Below are 21,323 nucleotides of genomic sequence, written 5' to 3'. Positions count from 1 at the left end.
TCGCAATGACGAAGCGGCGCAGCAACAACATTTAGGTGCGAACGGTTGGGGCCGGAGTCGACTCCTTTGCTCCCGGCCAATGCCCCCCAAGCCCACCGGGAGAAAACCCCCCACGGGTTGGCGGCCTTGATGCAGCGTCAGGTTTCGCGCACCGGGGCCGTTTCGCGCCGGACTAGAAAATCGGCCGACGCAAGCGCATATTTCCCACATGGCGACCATTGTTCAATGCAATTGCGGCGCCGAGTACAGACGCACCGAAGAGAAGTTCTTGGTGCCGCATACGGGTGATGCGATCTGCACGGTCTGCGGAGCTGCGCTGGAATCGTGGCTGGAAGCGACCCACGTTCCTACATACGAACTAATCGAACGTCCGGATCGAAAACAGCCAGGCGGAATGACCGGCCACCCCTGATGGTCTGGTCGTGACCCTGACGGCGACTCGCGGTGTCCGTGCTTCGGAGACGGCTCGTTCGATCGACTAGCCGAGCCGCTGATCGCGTGCGTTCTGGGTGTCCTCGGTGGCGACCTTGACGGCTTCCGTCGCGGCGCGCTTCTCGGCGCCCTTGCGGCTCGATATGTCGATCGCCTTGCGGCCGGCGATCTCGTTGCCGGCCTCAGCCGGCATCTGCCAGAAGAACCAGGCCGAGGCCGCCGAGATCAGCGAGACCACGATGAAGGCCGGCGCGAACACGTCGGCGGAGAGCTCGGTCTGGTGGTGCAGCGCCAGCGTGGTTTCAACCGAGAACGCGCCGACCGCGACGCCCGCGGACACCGCGAGCTGCTGGTTGACGCTGACGAGAGTGGTGGCCCGGCTCATCTGCGGCGCCTCGACCTCGGCATAGGCCACCGTGTTGATCGCGGTGAACTGCAGCGAGCGGAAGAAGCCGCCGACCACCAGGATGGTGAAGATCAGCATCAGCGGCGTCGAGATCGTGAACAGGGCGCAGGCGGCCAGGAAAGCCGAACTGACCACCGCGTTGACGGTCATCATGTTGCGGAAGCCGAAGGCGCGGATGATGCGCGCCGCCAGCGTCTTCATGCCCATGGCGCCGACCGCCGACGCAAAGGTGACGAGACCGGACTGGAACGGCGACAGGCCGAAGCCGACCTGCATCAACAGCGGCAGCAGGAACGGCAGCGCGCCGATGCCGAGCCGGAACATGAAGCCGCCGACGATCGACGCGCGCATGGTCGGCAGCCGCAGCAAGCCGAAATCGAGCACCGGCGAACCGGTCCGCCGCGCGTGGATGACGTAAAGCGTCATCGAGACCGTGCCGACCCCGACCAGCGCGGCGACGATCGGCCACGGCAGCAGATTGAGCCCGGCCACCGACAGTCCGAAGGCGATGCCGGCGAGGCCAATGCCAGCCAGCACCAGTCCTATCAGGTCGAAGCGCTCGGGATCCTCGCTCTTGATCGGGTCGATGTATTTCAGCGCCAGAAAGATGCCGAGCAGCCCGATCGGGATGTTGATCAGGAAGATCCAGTGCCAGGAGAAATAGGTGGTGATGAAGCCGCCGAGCGGCGGTCCGATCACCGGGCCGATCAGCGCCGGGACCGTCACCCAGGCCATCGCGTTGACCAGCGCACTCTTGTCGACCGAGCGCAGCAGCACCAGCCTACCGACCGGGGTCATCATCGCCCCGCCGAGGCCCTGCAGGATGCGGGCGAACACGAAATCGGTCACCGAGGACGACAGTGCGCAGCCGATCGAGCCCAGCATGAACACGCCGACGGCGCCGGCAAACACGATGCGGGCGCCGAAGCGGTCCGCGGTCCAGCCGCTCGCCGGGATGAACACCGCGAGCGACAGCAGGTAGGAGGTGATCGCCAGTTTCAGCGTCAGCGGGCTGGTGCCGATATCGGCGGCGATCGCCGGCAGCGAGGTCGCGATCACCGTGGAGTCCATGTTCTCCATGAACAGGGCGGTGGCCACGATGAGCGGGATCAGGCGTTGCTTGTTCATCAAAACAGGACAGCTGTGCTGAAAAGGCGGGCGAGCGGGCCATATCATCCTGCCCTCGGCCACGCTATTGCGGAACCGGCCAAACGCCCTAAATCCTGCGTGACGCTGGTATGCATCCGCCCGTGTCCAAAGGTTCGCCGTGATCTACGTCCTTGCCGCTCTCCTGCCGCCGATCGGACTGCTCCTGAACGGACAGCCGTTTTCGGCCATCTTTAATCTGGTCCTGATCGTGTTTTGCGCGGTTTTCGGGCTGTTTTTCCACGTGTTGCTGCTGGTGCCGTCGGCCCATGCCGTGATCGCGGTCCACATGAAGCGCGAGGACCGGCGCCATCGCGAAATGGTCGAGGCGATCCGCCGCCATGGGCCGCCGCCGGGTTACCGGGCGCCCTGAACCGGCCCCCTAAAAAGGCCTGTGCATGGCTGGCAAACACTTTGATTCGTCATGCCGCCATGCTATCGACCAGCGTCAACCCCACCGATGGGCGCCGATTCGACGGTGACGCAGCGAGCGTCGCCGCAGGCGGCGTTCATCCGTAAGACCATCGCGGCTGGGCCGCAGATAAAGGAGTTGGCAATGGCCACGGGATTTCCGGCTATCCGCGAAGCCTTCACGTTCGACGATGTGCTGCTGAAGCCCGGTTTGTCCGACGTGCTTCCCTCGGAAGTCGATATTCGCTCGCGCGTCACCCGCGCGATCTCGCTCAACATTCCGATCATGGCGTCCGCGATGGACACCGTCACCGAGGCGCGCATGGCGATCGCGATGGCGCAGGCCGGCGGTCTCGGCGTCATCCACCGCAACTTCGATCCGGAAGGGCAGGCCGCGCAGGTGCGGCAGGTCAAGAAGTTTGAGTCCGGCATGGTGGTCAATCCGCTGACCATCGGCCCCGACGCCACGCTGGCCGATGCGCTGACCCTGATGAAGGAGAACGGCATCTCGGGCATTCCGGTCGTCACCGGTGCCGCCAAGAACGTGCCGGGCAAGCTGGTCGGCATCCTGACCAACCGCGACGTGCGTTTCGCCAGCGATCCCCGGCAGAAGGTCTCGGAGCTGATGACGCACGAGAACCTCGTCACGGTGCGCGAGGGCGTCGGCCAGGACGAGGCGAAGCGGATGCTGCACAAGCATCGCATCGAGAAGCTGCTCGTCGTCGACGACCAGTATCGCTGCGTCGGCCTGATCACCGTCAAGGACATCGAGAAGGCGGTCGCCCATCCGCTCGCCTGCAAGGACGAGCACGGCCGCCTGCGCGTCGCCGCTGCCACCACGGTCGGCGAGACCGGCTATGAACGCACCGAGCGGCTGATCGATGCCGGCGTCGACGTCGTCGTGGTCGACACCGCGCACGGCCATTCGCGCCACGTGCTCAATGCCGTCAACCGCATCAAGCGGCTCTCCAACGCGGTGCAGGTGGTGGCCGGCAACGTCGCGACCGAGGGCGGCGCGCAGGCGCTGATCGATGCCGGCGCCGACTGCATCAAGGTCGGCATCGGCCCGGGCTCGATCTGCACCACGCGCATCGTCGCCGGCGTCGGCGTGCCGCAGCTCACCGCGATCATGGATGCGGTCGCGGCGGCGAAGAAGGCCGACGTGCCCGTGATCGCCGACGGCGGCATCAAATATTCCGGCGACCTCGCCAAGGCGCTCGCCGCCGGTGCCGACATCGCCATGGTCGGCTCGCTGCTCGCCGGCACCGACGAGACGCCGGGCGAAGTCTTCCTGTGGCAGGGCCGCTCCTACAAGGCCTATCGCGGCATGGGCTCGGTCGGCGCGATGGCGCGCGGCTCGGCCGACCGCTACTTCCAGCAGGACATCAAGGACACGCTGAAGCTCGTCCCCGAAGGCATCGAGGGCCAGGTGCCCTACAAGGGCCCGGTCGGCAATGTGATGCACCAGCTCGCTGGCGGCCTCAGAGCGGCGATGGGCTATGTCGGCGCCAAGGACATCAAGGATTTCCACGACAAGGCCGAATTCGTCCGCATCACCGGCGCCGGCCTGCGCGAGAGCCACGTCCACGACGTGACCATCACGCGCGAAGCCCCGAACTATCCGGGCGGGGTGTAAGCCCCAGCACCGTCATTCCGGGGCGGTCCGAAAGACCGAACCCGGAGTCTCGGGATTTCCGGGATGCCATCATGTGCTAGGCGAGCCAGCGCTTGCGTCGCTTGTAGTGCTTCACATCGCGGTATGATTTTCGCTTCTCTCCGGCGACGCCAAGATAGAACTCCTTGACGTCCTCGTTTGCGGCGAGCGCGTGCGCTTCGCCGTCCATCACCACGCGGCCGTTTTCGAGGATGTAGCCGTGGCTTGCATATCTGAGCGCCATATTGGTGTTCTGCTCGGCGAGAAGAAACGACACACCTTCCCTGGCGTTGAGATCCTTCACGATCTCGAAGATCTCTTCGACGATCTGCGGCGCGAGGCCCATCGATGGTTCGTCGAGCAGGATCATCTTCGGGCGTGACATCAGCGCGCGGCCAATCACGCACATCTGCTGTTCGCCGCCCGACGTATAGCCGGCGGTGGAACTGCGTCGCTCTTTGAGGCGGGGGAAATAAGCGTAGACACGTTCAAGGTCCTGCGCGATCGCGAGCTTGCCGTCCGTCCGTGTAAAGGCGCCGGTCAGGATGTTCTCCTCGACCGTCAGATGAGGGAAGGCGCGCCGCCCCTCCATCACCTGGATGCAGCCGCGTCGCACCACCTCGTTTGGCGTCAGGGACTTCACCTCGACGCCGTTGAACAGGATCGAGCCCTTGGTGACCTCGCCGCGCTCTGCGTGCAGCAGATTGGAGACCGCCTTCAGCGTCGTCGTCTTGCCGGCGCCGTTGGCGCCGAGAAGCGCAACAATGCCGCCTCGCGGGACCTCCAGCGAGACGCCCTTCAACACGAGAATGACGTGATCGTAGACAACCTCGATATTGTTGACCGATAAAATCAGCGCTGCCGCTTCCGTCGCAGCGGTGACGACCTTGGCGATTGACATGCGCGGACCTCCAAACCGAGCAGGGGCTGCGATCCGGGAGCAGGCAATCCTGCCTCCCGGATCACTCGCACGGGTCAGGTTTCTTTCGCGCAGTCGCGCGGCTTGATCTTCTTCTCCGCGGCATACTTCGCGGACACGTCGGCGACGAGCGGTTCGATGAGCGATTCGTCAGCCGTGTACCAGTCGGAGATCACTTTCCAACCCTTGCCATCCCATTGCTGGACGCGCCCGTAGCGCGCGCCTTCGTGGTCGGAGCAGGAAATGCTGACCGGCTTCAACATTCCCTCAAAACCGAGCTCCTTGATTCGTGCATCGGTGAGTATCAGGTTCTCAAGCCCCCAACGGACCTGCTCGCCCGTCAGCGGTTGCTTGCCGAATTTTTCTTGCGCCTTGCGGATCGCCTCTACGCCGAGCATGGCATTCGTGATGCCGCGGTTGTAGAGGACTTCGCCGATCTTGCCAGGTTCTGTCGAACCCTTTCCCTTGGCGTAGACGTATTTCTCTATGTCGGCGTGCGCGGGGAATTTTCCTGCGCCATGCTGAAGCATCAACGATTTGTAACCGCTGGCCTGATCGCCCGCCGGCGTCACATCCGGCTCTGCGCCTGACCACCAAACACCGATCATCTTGTCACGCGGATAGGCGACGGCGGCCGCTTCCTTGATTGCCGTGCTGTTCATGACGCCCCAGCCCCAGACCAGGACATAGTCCGGCCGGTGCTGGCGGATCGCCAGCCATTGCGACTTCTGCTCGACGCCGGGATGCGTGACGGGAATCGGCGTGAACTCAAAGCCGTACTTCTGCGCCAGCACCTGCAGCATCGGAATTGGCTCTTTGCCGTAGGGGCTGTCATGGTACAGCAGCGAAATCTTCCTGCCTTTCAGCTTGTCGAAGCCGCCGAGTTCCTTGGCGACGTGCTGGATCGCGATGTCGGCCGCGGACCAATACGTGCCGAGCAATGGAAAATTATATGCGAACACCGCGCCGTTCTTGGAATCGGCACGGCCATACCCCATCGTAATGATCGGGATCTTGTCAGCCGCGGTCTTTTCGGTGAGTGCGAAGGTGATCCCGGTCGACAGCGGATTGATGAAGGCCGCGCCGGTTGGTCCTTTGCTCTTGAGACGCTCGTAACACTCCACTCCCTTGTCGGTCGCGTAGCCCGTCTCGCATTCCTCGATCAGAATCCTGACGCCGTTGATGCCGCCGTCACGTTCATTGATCAGGTTGTAATAGTCTACCACGCCGTTTGCGTAGGGCGCGCCGTTCACAGCGTACGGTCCGGTCCGGTAGGACAGAATTGGGATGAACTGTTCGTTTTGCGCTGCGGCCGGTGCGCTAAGCGCCGCGCCGGCCAAGGCGATCGCGAGTATCAGTAACCTGCGTGCAATACTTGCCATATTGATATCCTCCTTGCGGTACTTCCTTCCTCTCCGTTGTCGGCGGCCGTCACCCGATTGCGATCAAGGCACGATCACTGCCTCAATAGGGAAACGGCCAAAGCCTGAGCTTCTCCTTGCCGATCGAGATCAGCCGGGCGAAGCCATGGGGTTCCTTGATGAGCAGATAGCAGATCAAGGATCCGAAGATGATGAACTGGAGGTGAGTGATCGTTTGCGTCGACAGTGGCAGGCCGAGCTTGGTCGGAATCACATTCAGCATGATCGGCACGATGAGGATGAACGCTGCTCCGATGAACGAACCCATGATCGAGCCGAGCCCGCCGATGATGACCATGAACAGAAGCTCAAGCGAGCGGTCGATCGAGAACGCGAGCGGCTCCCATGAACCGAGGTAGACGAACGCCCAGAGCGCACCCGCCACCCCGATGATGAACGAAGAGACCGCGAAAGCCGTCAGTTTTGCATAAAGCGGCCTGATGCCGATCAACTCGGCGGCGATATCCATGTCGCGGATCGCCATCCACTGCCTGCCGAGATTGCCGCGCACGAGATTTTTCGCCAACACCGCCATGACAGTCGCGAAGGTCAGGCAAAGCAGGTAACGCTCGACCGGCGTGCGTACGACCATGCCGAAGAAATCCAGTTCCGGCGCATTCACTGATCCCGACGGGGCGTAGTTGGTGAACCACGGAATCCGCAGGAACGCCCAATCGAAGAAGAACTGCGCGGCGAGCGTTGCGACCGCCAGGTAGAGACCTTTGATCCGGAGACTGGGAATGCCGAACAGGATTCCGGCACCCGCCGCCATGAGCCCGCCAAGCAGAATGGATGCCAGCACGGGCAACGGTGGGATCGCGATCGCGAAGCCAAGCCAGGCAAGCGGGATATGAACGCCGGTCGCCAGCTTGTAGGCGGAATAGGCGCCGATGGCCATGAACGCGCCGCTGCCGAGCGATATCTGGCCGCAATAGCCGACGAGAATGTTTGTCCCGATGGCGGCGAGCGCCAGGATGAGGAAGGGCAGCAGGATGGCCCACAACAGATAGTCGGTGCCGAACGGCCAGATCCGGAAGGTGGCCAACAGCGGCACGCCAATGAAAGCAATCGCGAGCAAGACGGCGAGGGCGATACGATCCTGCCGGATCGGGAAGATCGCCATATCCTCCGCATAGGTCGCCTTGAACTGGCCAGCTTCGCGATAGAGCACAACGACCTCCCTGCCTCAGACACGTTCGATGATGCGTTCGCCGAACAGGCCCTGCGGCCGCAAGAGCAGCACCGCCAACGCCAGCACGTAGGCAAACCAATATTCGATGCCGCCGCCGATGGATGGACCGAGATATACCTCTGCGAGCTTCTCGCCGGCCCCGACAATGAGCCCGCCGACGATGGCCCCGGGAATGGAGGTGAGGCCGCCGATGATCAGGACCGGCAAAGCCTTCAGCGCGAGAAACGTGATGGAGAACTGCACGCCAAGCTTGGTTCCCCACACGGTCGCCGCGACGAGCGCAACGAGGCCGGCAACGAGCCAGACCACGAACCAAATCCAGCTGATTGGAATCCCGATCGAGTGCGCGGCCAAATGGTCGTCGGCCACGGCTCTGAGCGCGCGACCGGTCTTGGTGCGCTGAAAGAAGACCGCGAGGCCGGCGACCAGGACGCCCGCGATCAATGCGCCCCAGACGTCCAGCTTGTTGACCAGAATCCCGCCCGGGAACAGGCCTTCGAACAAGAACCAGGCGTCGGTCGGGAACAGCCGCAACGGGTAGACGTCCGATCCGAAGATCATCTCCGCGGCGCCCTCGATGACGAATGTCACGCCGATCGTCGACATGAACAGCGTCAAGCCATCCTGATTGACCAGAGGTCCGATCACGAACCGCTCGATGAGCCAGGCGGTTGCTGCCATAATCACGGCGGCAAAGCCGATAGCGAGGATGACCGCGACCCAAAGCGGAAGGCCGTTGGCGACCAGGAGGTCGAGGGCGCGAACCAGCGCCAATCCCGCGAGCAACACCATTGCTCCCTGCGCATAGTTGAATACGCCGGATGCCTTGAAGATCAGCACGAAGCCGAGCGCGACCAGCGAATAGAGCACGCCGGACATCAATCCGCCGATCAGGACCTCGAGAAACTGACCCAGTGCGATCATGGACGCACCTCAATGCGCGACGCCAAGATATGCGTCGATGACGGCTTGACTTCTCTTCACTTCATCAGGCGTGCCGTCGGCGATCTTCACGCCGTGATCAAGCACCGCTACGCGATCCGACAGATCCATGACCACGGCCATGTCGTGCTCGATCAGGGCGATGGTCGTGCCGTAATGGTTGTTCACATCAATGATGAACCGCGACATGTCTTCCTTCTCCTCGAGGTTCATGCCTGCCATCGGCTCGTCCAGGAGCAGAAGGTCGGGCTCCATCGCCAGGGCGCGACCGAGTTCGACACGCTTCTGCAAGCCGTATGGCAGACGCCCGACGGGTACCTTGCGGATTGTCTCGATCTCCAGGAAGTCGATGATCTCCTCGACCTTGCGCCGATGCTCGATCTCCTCTGCGAGGGCAGGGCCATAACGCAGCAGCTGCCACAACAGCCCCCGGCGCACCTTCAAGGTGCGGCCTGCCATGATGTTGTCGAGCGCGCTCATGCCCTTGAACAGGGCGACATTCTGAAAGGTGCGCGCGATGCCGCCGCGCGCCGCCTCGAACGGCTGCATTTTGGACCGGGTGCTTCCCTTGAAGGTGATGGCGCCATGGTTGGGGTGATAGAACCCGTTGACGACGTTCAGCATTGAGGTTTTGCCGGCGCCATTGGGGCCGATGATGGCGCGAATTTCGCCTCTTTTGACGTTGAACGAGACGTCCCGCAGCGCCTTGACGCCGCCGAAGGCCAGTGCCACGCCCTCGACCTGCAGCAGGATTTCGTTGGTGTTTGGGGCTCTCATGCCGCTCTTCCCAGCGATTCTGCCGGACCGATGATTTGCATGTCGCGAATCTCGACTCGTGCAGCGATCGTGCCCTTCCGGCCATCCTCAAACGTCACTTCCGTGGAAATGTCGGCGTCATGCGCTCCGTTGTAGAGTGCCGTGACCAACGACGCATAGCGTTCGGCAATGAAGCGGCGGCGCACTTTCTGCGTGCGGGTCAGCTCGCCGTCATCCGCGTCGAGCTCCTTGTGCAGAATGAGGAAGCGGCGAATCTGGGCGCCCGCAAGCACCGTTTCCCCTGCCAGGGAGCGGTTCACCGCGGCAACGTCTCTGGCGACCATGTCGTAGACCAGCGGATGCCCGGCAAGCTCCTGATAGGACCCGTAGGCGACGTTGTTGCGTTCCGCCCAATTCGCGACCGCGACCGGGTCGATGTTGAGCATGGCGCATACGAACTCTCTGGAGTCACCGAACGTGATCGCTTCCTTGATATTGGGATAGAACTTCAGCTTGTTCTCAAGGTACTTGGGAGCAAACATCGTGCCGTCAGCCAATCGACCGACGTCCTTCGCACGATCGATGATCTTCAGATGCCCGGTTTTCTCGTCGAAAAAGCCCGCATCGCCGGTCCTGACATATCCGTCGGACGTCGTCGCTTCCGCGGTCTTTGCCTGATCCTTGAAATATCCGAGGAACATGCCGGGCGAGCGAAACTGCACTTCGCCCGAGTCCGCGATGCGGATGTCGACGTTGGGCGCCGGCGGACCAACCGTATCCGGATAGATCTCGCCATCGGGCTGACACGTTACATAGAGGAACGCCTCGGTCTGGCCGTAGAGCTGTTTCAGGTTCAGTCCGATCGCGCGGTAGAACGCGAACAGATCCGGACCGATAGCTTCGCCTCCAGTGTATGCGACGCGCACCTGAGACAGGCCAAGAACGTTCTTGAGAGGTTCGTAGACCAGCCAGCGTCCGAGCGCATAGAGCAATCGGCCTGACAGCGGCACCGGACGTCCCGTCAAGACTTGCTCGCCATACCGCCGCGCGACGTCCAGAAAGTAGCTGAACAATCGCCGCTTGATCGGCGCCGCGTCCTCCATCCGGACCATCAGCCGCGTCAGCATGGCCTCGTAACCGCGTGGCGGGGCCAGGTAGAAGGTTGGTCCTATCTCATGCCGATCCTGCTCGATTGTGTTGCTGCTCTCGGGGCACGCCATGCAGAATCCGGCCACCAGGCCTTGCGCATAGCTGACGTAATGATCGCCCGCCCAAGCCAGCGGCAGATAGGCCAGCACCACGTCCTTGTCGGTCAACTTGTCGAACCGCGTGGTGTCGGTTGCAGCATCGATGCAGCCTCGTGCCGACAGCATGACGCCCTTGGGCGCGCCGGTCGTTCCCGAGGTGTAGAGGATGATCGCGATGTCCGAACCGTTGCCGGCCCGAATGGATTCATCGATCCGTTCGCCAAGTGCTGCGTCGGCTGCAAGCGCGGCGCGGCCGTCATTGATGATATCGCCGATTGCGATCAGTCGACCGTGGTCGTAGCCGTCGATTCCGCGCGGTTCGTCGTAGATAATCCTGTTGAGTTGCGGCAGTCGGTCGGACACCGAGAGGACCTTGTCGACCTGCTCCTGGTCCTGCGCCGCGACCAGCGTCACCTCGGCGTGAGCGAGAACAAAAGCAAGCTCATCAGCCACTGCATCGGAGTAGACCGGAACGGGGATTGCGCGCAGCGTCTGCGCTGCCATCATGGTCCAGTAAAGCTTGGGCCGATTGGAGCCGACGACCGCGATTGTCTCGCCAGGCCGCAAGCCGAGGCGATGCAAGCCGGCAGCGTAGCTACGTATGATCTCGGCAACCTCAGCCCAGGTCCAGCTCTGCCAGATGCCAAGATCCTTGTGCCGGAACGCTGGCCGCGTGCCAAATTGTGCCGTGTTTCGCAGCAGCAATTTGGGAAACGTATCATACGATCCGTCGCCGGCCATGTCGGTCTCGATCCAAAAACCGAAGCGTTGGTTCGCTCCTGTTATGGTGATGCCTGCCCCATTTTTGGGTAACAGACATGCGAGTGCCGCATGGTCCGAGATTACAGCGAATCGAAAGTCCGACAAGTGCCAGATTGATAGGTCGCGTTTTTGCCGCGGGCGCGCGCGGCAGAGATAGGTCTACCGGCTGCCAATTCGCCGAAGGTGAATCCGGCCGCCACCAGACGGACATTGCGGCGCGAAGACGCTGATCGGCTCTCAAGAGGTAACCCCAATGCTTCGGAGAGCCTCACGTCCATCGGACGGTCCCGCGAAGCTGACCGGAGTCCTGCGCCACTCAGGTTTCGAGGGCGACCGGAAACCGGTTGCCGATTTGCTGCGCGGCCGCCCTCGTTGCGACCATGGAGGGCCGCCTGACCGCCTGGCTCCGCCGTGCCGGATCGCGAGGTCGGGTCAGGCGACTTGACGATGGCCGCTTCGTTTGCCGGTGGCGCGCCGTGACAAACTGCCGCCACCAGGGGGCCCTGCGAACCGCCGCGACGTGACGGTATCGCGTTGGCGCCAATGTGCCTGGCATGATGGCTGTCATTTCAAACAACATTTCAAACAACGCAACGCGAAGACAGCAAATCCATTTCCCTTGCGGGGAGGTGGATTGCATGACTACGTGTGCGCCACGAACCAATCATCCCAAGAGGAAATCATGTCCCAAGGAAAGCGCATCGTTCTGGCTTCGCGCCCGCACGGCGAGCCCACGTCGGCCAATTTCAGGCTCGAGGACTACACGCCGCCGGCACCGGGTGCGGGCGAGGTGCTGCTCCGCACCATCTGGCTGTCGCTCGATCCCTATATGCGCGGCCGCATGGCCGACGGTCCGTCCTATGCCGCACCGGTGCCGGTCGGAGGCGTGATGGAAGGCGGCACGGTGAGCGAGGTGATCGCCTCCAACAATCCCGGTTTTGCCGAGGGCGATATCGTACTGTCGCGCGCGGGCTGGCAGACGCATGTGCTGTCCGACGGCAAGGGCCTTGCCAAGATCGATCCGAAGATCGCGCCGATCTCGACCGCGGTCGGTGTACTCGGGATGCCCGGCATGACCGCCTATACCGGCCTGCTCGAGATCGGCAAGCCGCAGGCGGGCGAGACGGTGGTGGTCGCGGCGGCGTCCGGCGCGGTCGGCTCGGCGGTCGGCCAGATCGCCAAGATCAAGGGCGCGCGGGCGATCGGCATCGCCGGTGGCAAGGACAAGTGCGCCTACGTCAAGAACGAGCTTGGCTTCGACGAGTGCCTCGACCACCGCGATCCCAATCTCGCGGCCAAGCTGAAGGAAGCCTGCCCGAAGGGCATCGACGTCTATTTCGAGAATGTCGGCGGTGCGGTGTTTGACGCGGTGTTTCCGCTGCTCAACGCGTTCGCGCGCATCCCGGTCTGCGGCCTGATCGCGCATTACAACGACACCGAAGCGCATGCCCCGAAATGGGCCGGCGCGATGATGCGCAACATCCTGACCAAGCGGCTGACCTTCCGCGGCTTCATCGTCAGCGACTTCGCCGCCATGCATGGCGACTTCCTCCGCGACATGTCGCGGTGGGTGCGCGAGGGCAAGGTCAAGTACAAGGAGTTCGTGACCGAGGGCCTGGACAGCGCGCCGGAGGCCTTCATGGGCCTGCTCAAGGGCGCCAATTTCGGCAAGCAGCTGGTCCGGGTCGGGCCGGACAAGGCTTGAGTTGAAGGCCCGGAAGCTCCCATTCCGCGCAACAAAGTATCAAAAGCGCCACAATGGCGGGGATTTGGGGGCCTTTCGGCCCCCATTTGCTTGACGGAGACCCGCAGCAGTTGATTCAATATGGCTATATTTCAGGTGTAGCCATGATTTTTGAAGCTATTGTTGTCGGGGTCATTCTCATCGGCGTCTGCTATTGGGCGACGATGTTCGTCATGGGCCGCCGCGACGACGTCCTGCATGGAAAATTCGTCGAGGAGCAGCCTAATACGACGCCGGTCCGCTTCATGCCGCACGTAGCTCGCGCACGCCCCGCGCCGGCGGCACCACAGCCCGACAGGGACTCGCTGCAGGCGCTGCTCACCGTGATCAAGCAGGACCTGCACGACGCGGCGCGGAGCTGACGCGGCTCAGGCCGGCTGCTTGCCGAGCAGCATGTCCAGGTCGACATCGACCTGGCCCTTCGCCCTGACGTGGCGGACCTCGAAACTGTCGGGCTGGAAGCGGTACTCGACGAGACCGGTTTCCTTGATGCCGATCACCTCCTGCCGCGCGTCGGAGATGACGAAGCCGGCCGAGGGCGCCCAGATGTGTCTGACATGCTCGAACGTATAGTCGCGACGCTGGTGCACATGGCCGCTGCCGACCAGACGCCAATCGACCTTGCCGAGCATCTCGATCAGGCGGCGGCGCGCCGGTTGCGGCACGAAGCGGATCGCGGTCTCGGCGCGCTCGGCATCGTAGGGCAGGTCGAGATAGAGCGGCTTGTGCAGGAACAGCGCGACCGGCCTGCCGACGGCCCTGTCGAGCGCGCCTGCGAGCCAGTCGAACTGCTCGGCCTCGCTGTCGAGGCCGGTGTTCATGATCAGCGAATTCAACCCGATGAAGCACCAGCCGGCAGCGTCGAAATGCCAGCGGTCCTCGCCGAGCACCGAGGTGAAGGCGCCGCGCGTCTCCTCGGTCGGCAATTGTGAAGGCGTGGGGCCGACCGCGGTCGGATTGTCGCCGATGTCGTGATTGCCCGGCAGATAGAGGCAATCGACCGGCAGCGCGTTGTGCAGCTCCTTGGCGAATGCGAGGTCGTCGCGGCTGGTCGGCCCGTCGAACGAGACGTCGCCGGAGTTGAGCACGAGATCGGGACGCGTCGCGTCGATGTGCTCGCTGACGCGATGAAAGTTGTCGATCAGCGGCTTGAAGCGGCGCGCGAGATGGGTGTCGGAGATCTGTGTCAGGCGAAATTGGGGCATGCATCGCTCCTTTCGGCCGGAGCATAGGTCGGCGCGAAGTCGGAACGATGACGATTTCGCCGTCTTGTTCGATGCTCTGTTTGATGTGTTGTTTGGCTTTGCGCCTTTTGGGGCGGTCGCTGGATCGCCAGTTGCCGCACCGATGCCGGCGAGCCCGCCGTCACCATGCCGGGCACGCCGCTGCCGGGGGCCGCGCTGTCGAGGATCAGGGTGATGATGCTGATCGGGCCAACCGTGAGGGGCTGAAACCGTCATTGGTCCTGGGAGTTGGTCATCCGGGCTCGGATCACGGTTCAACGGGTTACCGCGCACGCTTCATTGTGTTGGGCGCGAGCGGCGGCTAAGAGGGCGGCCGGGCGCCCGCGGCTGAGGGAGATTTTTGATGTCGGTTCAAATGGTTCTGTTACCGGTCTTCATCCAGATCGGGATCACCTTCGCGCTGTTGTTCGCCATGGCGACGACGCGCACGAGGGCGCTGACGAGTGGCGAGACCAAGATCGGCGATATCGCGCTGCGCGAGCCGAACTGGCCGGCCCAAGCCACCAAGTTCGGCAACTGCTTCGCCAACCAGTTCGAGCTGCCGATCCTGTTCTATGTCCTGATCGCTATTGCGCTGCCGCTGCGCCGTGCCGATCTGTTCATCGTGTTGATGTCCTGGGTGTTCGTGGTGACACGATTTGCCCATGCCGGCGTGTTCGTCACCTCCAACGACGTGCGGCCGCGCTCGCTCGTCTGGTTCGCCGGCGCGCTGGTGCTGGCAGCCATGTGGCTGTATTTCGCGCTCAGACTGCTGCTGCTGATCTGATGCGCCCAACCGAAAGAGATCAATGACCCCTGCTGCCCGGCTTTCCGCCGCGATCGAGCTGATCGCCACCATCGACGCACAGCGCATTCCCGCGGCGAAAGCGCTGAAGGAATGGGGCACCGCGCACCGTTATGCCGGCTCCGGCGATCGCGCCGCGATCTCCGGCCTGATCTGGGACGTGCTGCGCCGGCAATCCTCTGCGGCCTGGTTGATGGATGACGCCAGCGCCCGGTCGCGCCTGCTCGGCATGCTCAAGCTCGAACGCGGCATGGACATCGCCACGATCCAGGCGCTGTGCGACGGCGGCCGGTTCGCGCCGGATCCGCTGACCGCGACCGAGGAGGCCGCATTGGCCTCGCGCTCGCTCAAGAATGCGCCGGCGCATGTCGCGGGCGATTATCCGGACTGGCTCGACCCGCATCTGGCAAGGGTGTTCGGCGACGACCGCGCCGCGGAAGCGACCGCGATGGCGAGCCGCGCGCCGCTCGATCTGCGCGTCAACACGCTGCGCGGCAAGCGCGAGAAGGTGCTGCCGCGGCTGTCGCATCTCAGTGCGAAGGAAACGCCGTGGTCGCCGCTCGGCCTGCGCATCGAGCTCGGCGCCGACGCGCGCAATCCGGGCATCCATGCCGAGGAGGATTTCATCAAGGGCGCCATCGAGGTCCAGGACGAGGGCTCGCAGCTCGCCGCGCTGTTCTCGGCGGCCAAGCCGGGTGAGCAGGTGATCGACCTCTGCGCCGGCGCCGGCGGCAAGACGCTGGCGGTGGCGGCGATGATGCAGGGCAAAGGCCGGCTGATCGCGACCGACAGCGACAAGCGGCAGCTTGCGCCGATCCATGAACGGCTGTCGCGCGCCGGCGTGCACAATTGCGATGTGCGCACGCCCCGCGGCGAGGAGGAGGTGCTGTCCGACATCAAGGCGTCCGCCGACCTCGTGCTGATCGACGCGCCCTGCACCGGCACCGGGACCTGGCGCCGCAATCCCGACGCCAAATGGCGCATGCGCCCCGGCGCGCTCGAGGTGCGGCTGAAGGATCAGGCCGAGGTCCTGGAGCGCGCCGCGCCGCTGGTGAAGGGCGGCGGCCGGATCGCCTACATCACCTGCTCGGTGCTCTCGGAGGAGAACGGCGAGCAGGTCAGGGCCTTCATCGCGCGGCATCCGGAGTTTTCCGTGCAGCCGCCGGAGCAGACCGCAGCGGTGCTGTGGGACAAGGCCGAAGCCTTTGCCGAGGCTGCGCTGCAGTCAGCGGAAGGCCTGCTGATGACGCCACGCCGCACCGGCACGGATGGGTTCTTCGTCTCGGTGCTGAGGAAGGCGTGATTTGAATTTCGTCGTTCCGGGGCGATGCGCAGCATCGAACCTCAGGCGCGCAATTGCGCGCCGGGGAACCTCGAGATTCCAGGTTCGCGCTTTTGCGCGCCCCGGAATGACGGTGGTCGCTAGCGCGTCTGTAGGCAGCCCGCCGCCGGCGTCCGGCTCACCACGATGACCCAGTACAGCAGCGCGCAGGCGCTGATCGCGGCCCCCAGCACGCAGACGCCGGACCAGCCGGCGGCGGCATAGGCCATTGTCGAACTGATCGCGCCAAAACCCGTTCCGATCGAGTAGAACACCATGTAGCCGCCGACCAGCCGGCTCGCCGCGTCGGGGCGCGCGGCGACGATCAGGCTCTGGTTGGTGACATGGATCGCCTGCACCGCGAAGTCGATCATCAGGACGCCGGCCACGACCAGCCATAGCGAGGTGTTGAGGCAGGCGATCGGCACCCAGCCGGCGAGCATCAGCAGCAGCGACAGGCCGGTGGTGCGCTGCCCCCAGCCGCGGTCGGCGAACTGACCGGAATTGCGTGCCGCCAGCGCGCCCGGCGAGGCCTGCGATCCCGAGCATCCCGATCGTGGTATGCGACAACGAGAGCGGGGGTGCCGCGAGCGGCAGCACGACCGAGCTCCAGAACACGCTGAAGCTCGCGAAGATCAAGAGCGCGAACACCGCGCGTTCGCGCAATACCTGCTCCTCGACGAACAGCGCGAGCGTCGAGCGCAACAGCTTGGCGTAGGACGATCCGGCCATCGGCTGCGGCGCATGCCGCGGCAGCGCGCGTGCCAACAGCGCCGCCAGCACCAGCGTCAGCGCGGCCGAGGTGAGGTAGACCACGCGCCAGCCGCCGAGATCGGCCAGCGCGCCGGCGGCAAACCGTGCGAGCAGAATGCCCGAAACCACGCCGCTGGTGACGGTGCCGATGGTGCGGCCGCGGTCGGCCGGCGCCGCCAGCGTCGCGGCGTAGGCGACCAGCACCTGGATCACGACGGCGAGCAGCCCGACCAGCACCATGCCGACAAGCAGTACCGCGGCGTTCGGCGCGGCGCCGACGATGGTGAGCGCGATCGCCGACAGCACGGTCTGGCCGACGATCAGCCTGCGGCGGTCCCAGAGGTCGCCGAGCGGCACGATCAGCATCAAGCCGAAGGCATAGCCGATCTGGGTCAGCGTCACGACGCCGCCGATCACCGCCGGCGCGATGGAGAGATCCTGCGCCATGGTGTCGAGCAGCGGCTGCGCGAAATAGATGTTGGCGACGCTCAGCCCGCAGGCGACGGCGAACAGCAGCACGACGGCGGGAGACAGAGCGCGAGCCGTGGTGTGGTTGGGCCTGTTGTGCGTCTTGTGATCGGCTTCGGCCGGTCCGGCCTTGGCCATGGTCTGGTTCGTCATGACGTCTCCGCTGCAGTCTGGTCAATCTGGTCTTATAATGAGACCAGTTGCGCCGGGCGCTGTCTAGTCCTATTTTAGGACCAGTTCGGAATCGTGATCGAGAAAGGTTGGCCGCGATGAAGCGGACCGGATTCGCCAAAGCGGAATGCCCGGTGGCGCGCGCGCTGGATGCGATCGGCGACTGGTGGTCGCTGCTGATCGTGCGCGACGCTTTCGACGGCCTGCGCCGGTTCGGCGACTTCCAGAAGAATCTCGGCATCGCCAAGGGCATGCTGACGACGCGGCTGCGCACGCTGATCGAGCTCGGCGTGCTCGAGCAGGTCGCAGCCTCCGACGGCAGCGCCTATCAGGAATATGTGCTGACCAGGCGGGGCCACGACCTGTTCCCGATCGTGGTCAGCTTGCGGCAATGGGGCGAGGCGCATCTCTTTGCGCGCGGCGAGCCGCATTCGGTGCTGCTCGACCAGGCCGGCCAGGCGGTCGGGCAACTCGTGCTGCCGTCGAAGAGCGGCAAGCCGCTTGGCTGGGCGGACACGAAGGTGAGGAAGGTGGCGCGGCGGCGGTGAGCGAAGGGCGGACTCTCTCCCTCATTGCGAGGAGGGAAGCGACGAAGCAATCCATGTTTCGGCAAGCGGCGCGATGGATTGCTTCGCTACGCTCCCAATGACGGGGATGGAGCCGGGCCGTCGCCCTTCGAGACGCGCTACGCGCTCCTCCAGCGACAAAGGCGAAGCCTTTGCGCGGGGGTGACGGATGACGTGTGATCAATCCACAATAAACAGCGTCGCACCTGTCTTGGTCGACGAGCGGTGCGCAGCGTCGCCGAAGTCGGAGACCTGGTAGCTCATGCCTGATTTCAGCGTGAATCTGCGGCCGTCGCGCAGCTCGGTGTCGAGCTCGCCCGCGACGACGTAGAGCACATGGCCGCGATCGCACCAGTGATCGGCGAGATAGCCGGGCGAATATTCGACCATCCGGACCCGCAGCTCGCCGATGTTGAGCGTGCGCCACAGCGCCTGTCCGGTCTCGCCGGGATGCACTGAAGGCTCGAGCTTGTTCCAGTCGGTGACGGTGAAGGGCAGGGTCGGGATTTTCATGCGCGTGGTTCCTGACGTTCTGTTCAACCCAGGAGTCCTCTACTGTCATTGCGAGGAGCGAAGCGACGAAGCAATCCATCGTTCCGCATATGCGGACAAAATGGATTGCTTCGCTTCGCTCGCAATGACGGCTGAGAAGCAGCCTCACCCCACCAGATGGTTCGCCGAGCCTTGCCGGATCTTCCCCTCGGCATCCAGCCGCAGATACTCGCAGATCTTCTTGCCGCGTTCGTTCTGGTAGAACACGACGACGCTGTCCGGCGATACATAGAGGTCGATCAGCTCGAAATGCAGCTCGGGCAATTTCGCCAGCGCCGCGCTCCAATAGGCCCGCAAGCTCGCCTTGCCGTGCACGGTGCCTGACGCGCCGAAGCCGAGCGGCGGGATCCGGTCCGAGGTCATCTCGGCATCCTCGGCATACATCGCCAGCACACGCTCGAGGTCGCGCGCGTTCCAGGCGGCGATCCAGTCGCGGCCGAGCGCGGCAAGGCGGGGCGGGTCGTGAAAATCCGGCATTGGTTTCCTCCATGTGGCTTATGGCCAAATTAGGTCAATAATATTGACCTATATCGATTTGTCCATGCCCAAAGAAGAATGTGGGCGCCCCTCCGAGCGCGGTTGCGGGGGCGGGCGCCGTCGCGTATCTGCTTGCCATGACAGCCCAGCACACAGCCCAAGACACGGTTCAAGCACCGTCGACGCCCTCCGTGGCCTCGGCGCATGACAAGATTCTGATTGTCGATTTCGGCAGCCAGGTGACGCAACTGATCGCCCGCCGCGTCCGCGAGATGGGCGTCTATTCCGAGATCGTGCCGTTCCAGAAGGCGGAGGCCGCCTTCAAGGAGATGAAGCCGAAGGCGGTGATCCTCTCCGGCGGTCCGGAGTCCGTTCACGAGACCGGCTCGCCACGCGCGCCGCAGCTGATCTTCGAGTCGGGCGTCCCCGTGCTCGGCATCTGCTACGGCCAGATGACGCTCGCGGCCCAGCTCGGCGGCGAGGTCGAGGGCGGGCACCACCGCGAGTTCGGCCGCGCCGATGTCGAGGTGAAGACCGACAGCCGGCTGTTCGACGGCATCTGGGGCCACGGCGAGAAGCACCAGGTGTGGATGAGCCATGGCGACCGCATCACGAAAATGCCGCCCGGCTTCTCAGTGGCCGGCACCTCGCCGAATGCACCGTTCGCGATCATCCAGGACGAGACGCGCAAATATTACGGCCTGATGTTCCATCCTGAGGTGGTGCACACGCCCGACGGCGCCAAGCTGTTGCGCAACTTCGTGCGCAAGGTCGCAGGGCTCACCGGCGACTGGACCATGCGGGCGTTCCGCGAGGAGGCGATCGAGAAGATCCGCGCCCAGGTGGGCAAGGGCAAGGTGATCTGCGGCCTCTCCGGCGGCGTCGATTCCGCGGTCGCGGCGGTCTTGATCCACGAGGCGATCGGCGACCAGCTCACCTGCGTGTTCGTCGATCACGGCCTGCTGCGGCTCGACGAGGCCAAGACCGTCGTCGACCTGTTCCGCAACCACTACAACATCCCGCTGGTCCATGTGGACGCGTCGAAGGAGTTTCTCGGCGAGCTCGAGGGCGTCACCGACCCCGAGGTGAAGCGCAAGACCATCGGGCGTCTGTTCATCGACGTGTTCGAGGCGGAAGCCAAGAAGATCGGCGGCGCCGAATTTCTGGCGCAGGGCACGCTCTATCCCGACGTGATCGAGAGCGTGTCGTTCACCGGTGGCCCGTCTGTCACCATCAAGTCGCACCACAATGTCGGCGGCCTTCCGGCTCGCATGAACATGAAGCTGGTCGAGCCGCTGCGCGAATTGTTCAAGGACGAGGTGCGCGTGCTCGGCCGTGAGCTCGGCCTGCCCGAAGTCTTCGTCGGCCGCCACCCGTTCCCGGGCCCCGGCCTCGCCATCCGCTGCCCCGGCGACATCACCAGGGAAAAGCTCGACATCCTGCGCAACGCGGACGCGGTCTATATCGACCAGATCCGCAGGCACGGCCTCTACGATGCGATCTGGCAGGCCTTCGCCGTGCTGCTGCCGGTCAAGACCGTCGGCGTGATGGGCGATGGCAGAACTTACGAATACGTCGTCGGCCTCCGCGCCGTCACCTCGACCGACGGCATGACCGCCGACTTCTACCAGTTCGACATGAAGTTCCTGGGCGAGACCGCGACGCGCATCATCAACGAGGTGAAAGGCGTGAACCGGGTGGTGTACGACGTGACCAGCAAGCCGCCGGGGACGATTGAGTGGGAATAATTTTGGCCTATCCGAACGCTGCCCCTAATACGCCAGAGATCTCCACAACGCATTGAAATGACATAATAAAAGCTTCGTCATCTATCGCCGCCTATCGCGGGGAAAGCCTCGATATTGACGGACTTTTTGGCGGGTTCCTGAAACTTGCACAAGGGACACCTTGAAAGTACCGTCAGCGGAAAGGAAGCCGCTGACGGACTTTTTTTG

18 protein-coding genes and 1 pseudogene are annotated in these 21,323 nt (G+C 63.9%); 8 read left to right on the top strand and 11 right to left on the bottom strand.

The genetic code is table 11. The features are described 5' to 3' along the window. Positions 1-478: 478 nt before the first annotated feature. Positions 479-1,966 carry a DHA2 family efflux MFS transporter permease subunit gene (locus ACVWZM_RS00175; RefSeq protein ID WP_225641306.1) on the bottom strand — a complete coding sequence of 496 codons (1,488 nt, stop codon included), beginning with the start codon at positions 1,964-1,966 and terminating at the stop codon, positions 479-481. A 139-nt stretch (positions 1,967-2,105) separates the two neighbouring features. On the opposite strand from ACVWZM_RS00175, the gene ACVWZM_RS00170 reads away from it, so the two are divergent. Beyond that, positions 2,106-2,357, top strand: a complete 252-nt coding sequence (locus ACVWZM_RS00170; RefSeq protein WP_018271177.1) for a hypothetical protein — start codon at positions 2,106-2,108, stop codon at positions 2,355-2,357. 183 nt (positions 2,358-2,540) lie between these two features. Next, positions 2,541-4,031 carry an IMP dehydrogenase gene (gene guaB / locus ACVWZM_RS00165; protein ID WP_028344677.1) on the top strand — a complete coding sequence of 497 codons (1,491 nt, stop codon included), beginning with the start codon at positions 2,541-2,543 and terminating at the stop codon, positions 4,029-4,031. A gap of 76 nt (positions 4,032-4,107) precedes the next feature. Here the strand turns inward: guaB and ACVWZM_RS00160 are convergent, their stop codons facing one another. The 6 genes from ACVWZM_RS00160 to ACVWZM_RS00135 form a co-directional block, all read right to left on the bottom strand. Next, positions 4,108-4,950, bottom strand: a complete 843-nt coding sequence (locus ACVWZM_RS00160) for an ABC transporter ATP-binding protein (RefSeq protein ID WP_456851373.1) — start codon at positions 4,948-4,950, stop codon at positions 4,108-4,110. Between the two features lie 74 nt (positions 4,951-5,024). Further along, positions 5,025-6,350 (bottom strand): ABC transporter substrate-binding protein, encoded by a 1,326-nt coding sequence (locus ACVWZM_RS00155; protein WP_057019777.1) that lies wholly within the window; start codon positions 6,348-6,350, stop codon positions 5,025-5,027. Between the two features lie 82 nt (positions 6,351-6,432). Beyond that, positions 6,433-7,560, bottom strand: coding sequence for a branched-chain amino acid ABC transporter permease (locus tag ACVWZM_RS00150; protein WP_456851370.1), 1,128 nt, complete (start codon positions 7,558-7,560; stop codon positions 6,433-6,435). Positions 7,561-7,575: 15 nt separating this feature from the next. Continuing rightward, positions 7,576-8,505, bottom strand: coding sequence for a branched-chain amino acid ABC transporter permease (locus ACVWZM_RS00145; protein WP_080667122.1), 930 nt, complete (start codon positions 8,503-8,505; stop codon positions 7,576-7,578). 9 nt (positions 8,506-8,514) lie between these two features. After that, positions 8,515-9,300 (bottom strand): ABC transporter ATP-binding protein, encoded by a 786-nt coding sequence (locus ACVWZM_RS00140; protein WP_456827446.1) that lies wholly within the window; start codon positions 9,298-9,300, stop codon positions 8,515-8,517. Then, entirely contained in the window at positions 9,297-11,267 is a 1,971-nt protein-coding gene (locus ACVWZM_RS00135; RefSeq protein WP_456780834.1) for an AMP-binding protein, read from the bottom strand. Before ACVWZM_RS00135 ends, ACVWZM_RS00140 begins: the two co-directional genes overlap by 4 nt. A gap of 703 nt (positions 11,268-11,970) precedes the next feature. On the opposite strand from ACVWZM_RS00135, the gene ACVWZM_RS00130 reads away from it, so the two are divergent. Beyond that, the gene (locus ACVWZM_RS00130) at positions 11,971-12,993 is read left to right on the top strand and encodes an NADP-dependent oxidoreductase (protein WP_456851368.1); all 1,023 of its coding nucleotides are present in this window, start codon (positions 11,971-11,973) and stop codon (positions 12,991-12,993) included. A 53-nt stretch (positions 12,994-13,046) separates the two neighbouring features. Next, a complete protein-coding gene (locus ACVWZM_RS00125) occupies positions 13,047-13,394 on the top strand; it encodes a hypothetical protein (RefSeq protein WP_456851364.1) in 348 nt (115 codons plus the stop codon). A 6-nt stretch (positions 13,395-13,400) separates the two neighbouring features. Here the strand turns inward: ACVWZM_RS00125 and ACVWZM_RS00120 are convergent, their stop codons facing one another. Then, complete coding sequence (locus tag ACVWZM_RS00120) at positions 13,401-14,237, bottom strand: metallophosphoesterase family protein (protein WP_456851362.1); 837 nt, start codon at positions 14,235-14,237, stop codon at positions 13,401-13,403. A 382-nt stretch (positions 14,238-14,619) separates the two neighbouring features. Here ACVWZM_RS00120 and ACVWZM_RS00115 point away from each other — a divergent pair, with 382 nt between their 5' ends. Together ACVWZM_RS00115 and ACVWZM_RS00110 are read left to right on the top strand one after the other, a co-directional pair. Next, positions 14,620-15,042 carry an MAPEG family protein gene (locus tag ACVWZM_RS00115; RefSeq protein WP_057019781.1) on the top strand — a complete coding sequence of 141 codons (423 nt, stop codon included), beginning with the start codon at positions 14,620-14,622 and terminating at the stop codon, positions 15,040-15,042. Positions 15,043-15,064: 22 nt separating this feature from the next. Further along, a complete protein-coding gene (locus tag ACVWZM_RS00110) occupies positions 15,065-16,363 on the top strand; it encodes an RsmB/NOP family class I SAM-dependent RNA methyltransferase (RefSeq protein ID WP_456851360.1) in 1,299 nt (432 codons plus the stop codon). 119 nt (positions 16,364-16,482) lie between these two features. On the opposite strand, the pseudogene ACVWZM_RS00105 reads toward ACVWZM_RS00110, so the two are convergent. Continuing rightward, positions 16,483-17,755: pseudogene (locus ACVWZM_RS00105) on the bottom strand (MFS transporter). Between the two features lie 116 nt (positions 17,756-17,871). On the opposite strand from ACVWZM_RS00105, the gene ACVWZM_RS00100 reads away from it, so the two are divergent. Continuing rightward, on the top strand, positions 17,872-18,321 hold the full coding sequence (locus ACVWZM_RS00100) for a winged helix-turn-helix transcriptional regulator (RefSeq protein WP_456851358.1): 450 nt from the start codon (positions 17,872-17,874) through the stop codon (positions 18,319-18,321). 198 nt (positions 18,322-18,519) lie between these two features. Here ACVWZM_RS00100 and ACVWZM_RS00095 read toward each other — a convergent pair whose 3' ends face one another. Together ACVWZM_RS00095 and ACVWZM_RS00090 are read right to left on the bottom strand one after the other, a co-directional pair. Then, the gene (locus ACVWZM_RS00095) at positions 18,520-18,852 is read right to left on the bottom strand and encodes a DHCW motif cupin fold protein (RefSeq protein WP_456851356.1); all 333 of its coding nucleotides are present in this window, start codon (positions 18,850-18,852) and stop codon (positions 18,520-18,522) included. Positions 18,853-18,996: 144 nt separating this feature from the next. After that, on the bottom strand, positions 18,997-19,368 hold the full coding sequence (locus ACVWZM_RS00090) for a nuclear transport factor 2 family protein (protein ID WP_057019785.1): 372 nt from the start codon (positions 19,366-19,368) through the stop codon (positions 18,997-18,999). Between the two features lie 137 nt (positions 19,369-19,505). Between ACVWZM_RS00090 and guaA the strand changes: the two genes are divergently transcribed. Further along, positions 19,506-21,116, top strand: coding sequence for a glutamine-hydrolyzing GMP synthase (gene guaA, locus ACVWZM_RS00085; RefSeq protein ID WP_456851354.1), 1,611 nt, complete (start codon positions 19,506-19,508; stop codon positions 21,114-21,116). Positions 21,117-21,323 lie beyond the last annotated feature (207 nt).

The organism is Bradyrhizobium sp. USDA 4501 (assembly GCF_054062115.1).
The sequence above is the reverse complement of the archived record's forward strand: the minus strand, read 5'-3'. Positions and strand labels throughout refer to the sequence as shown.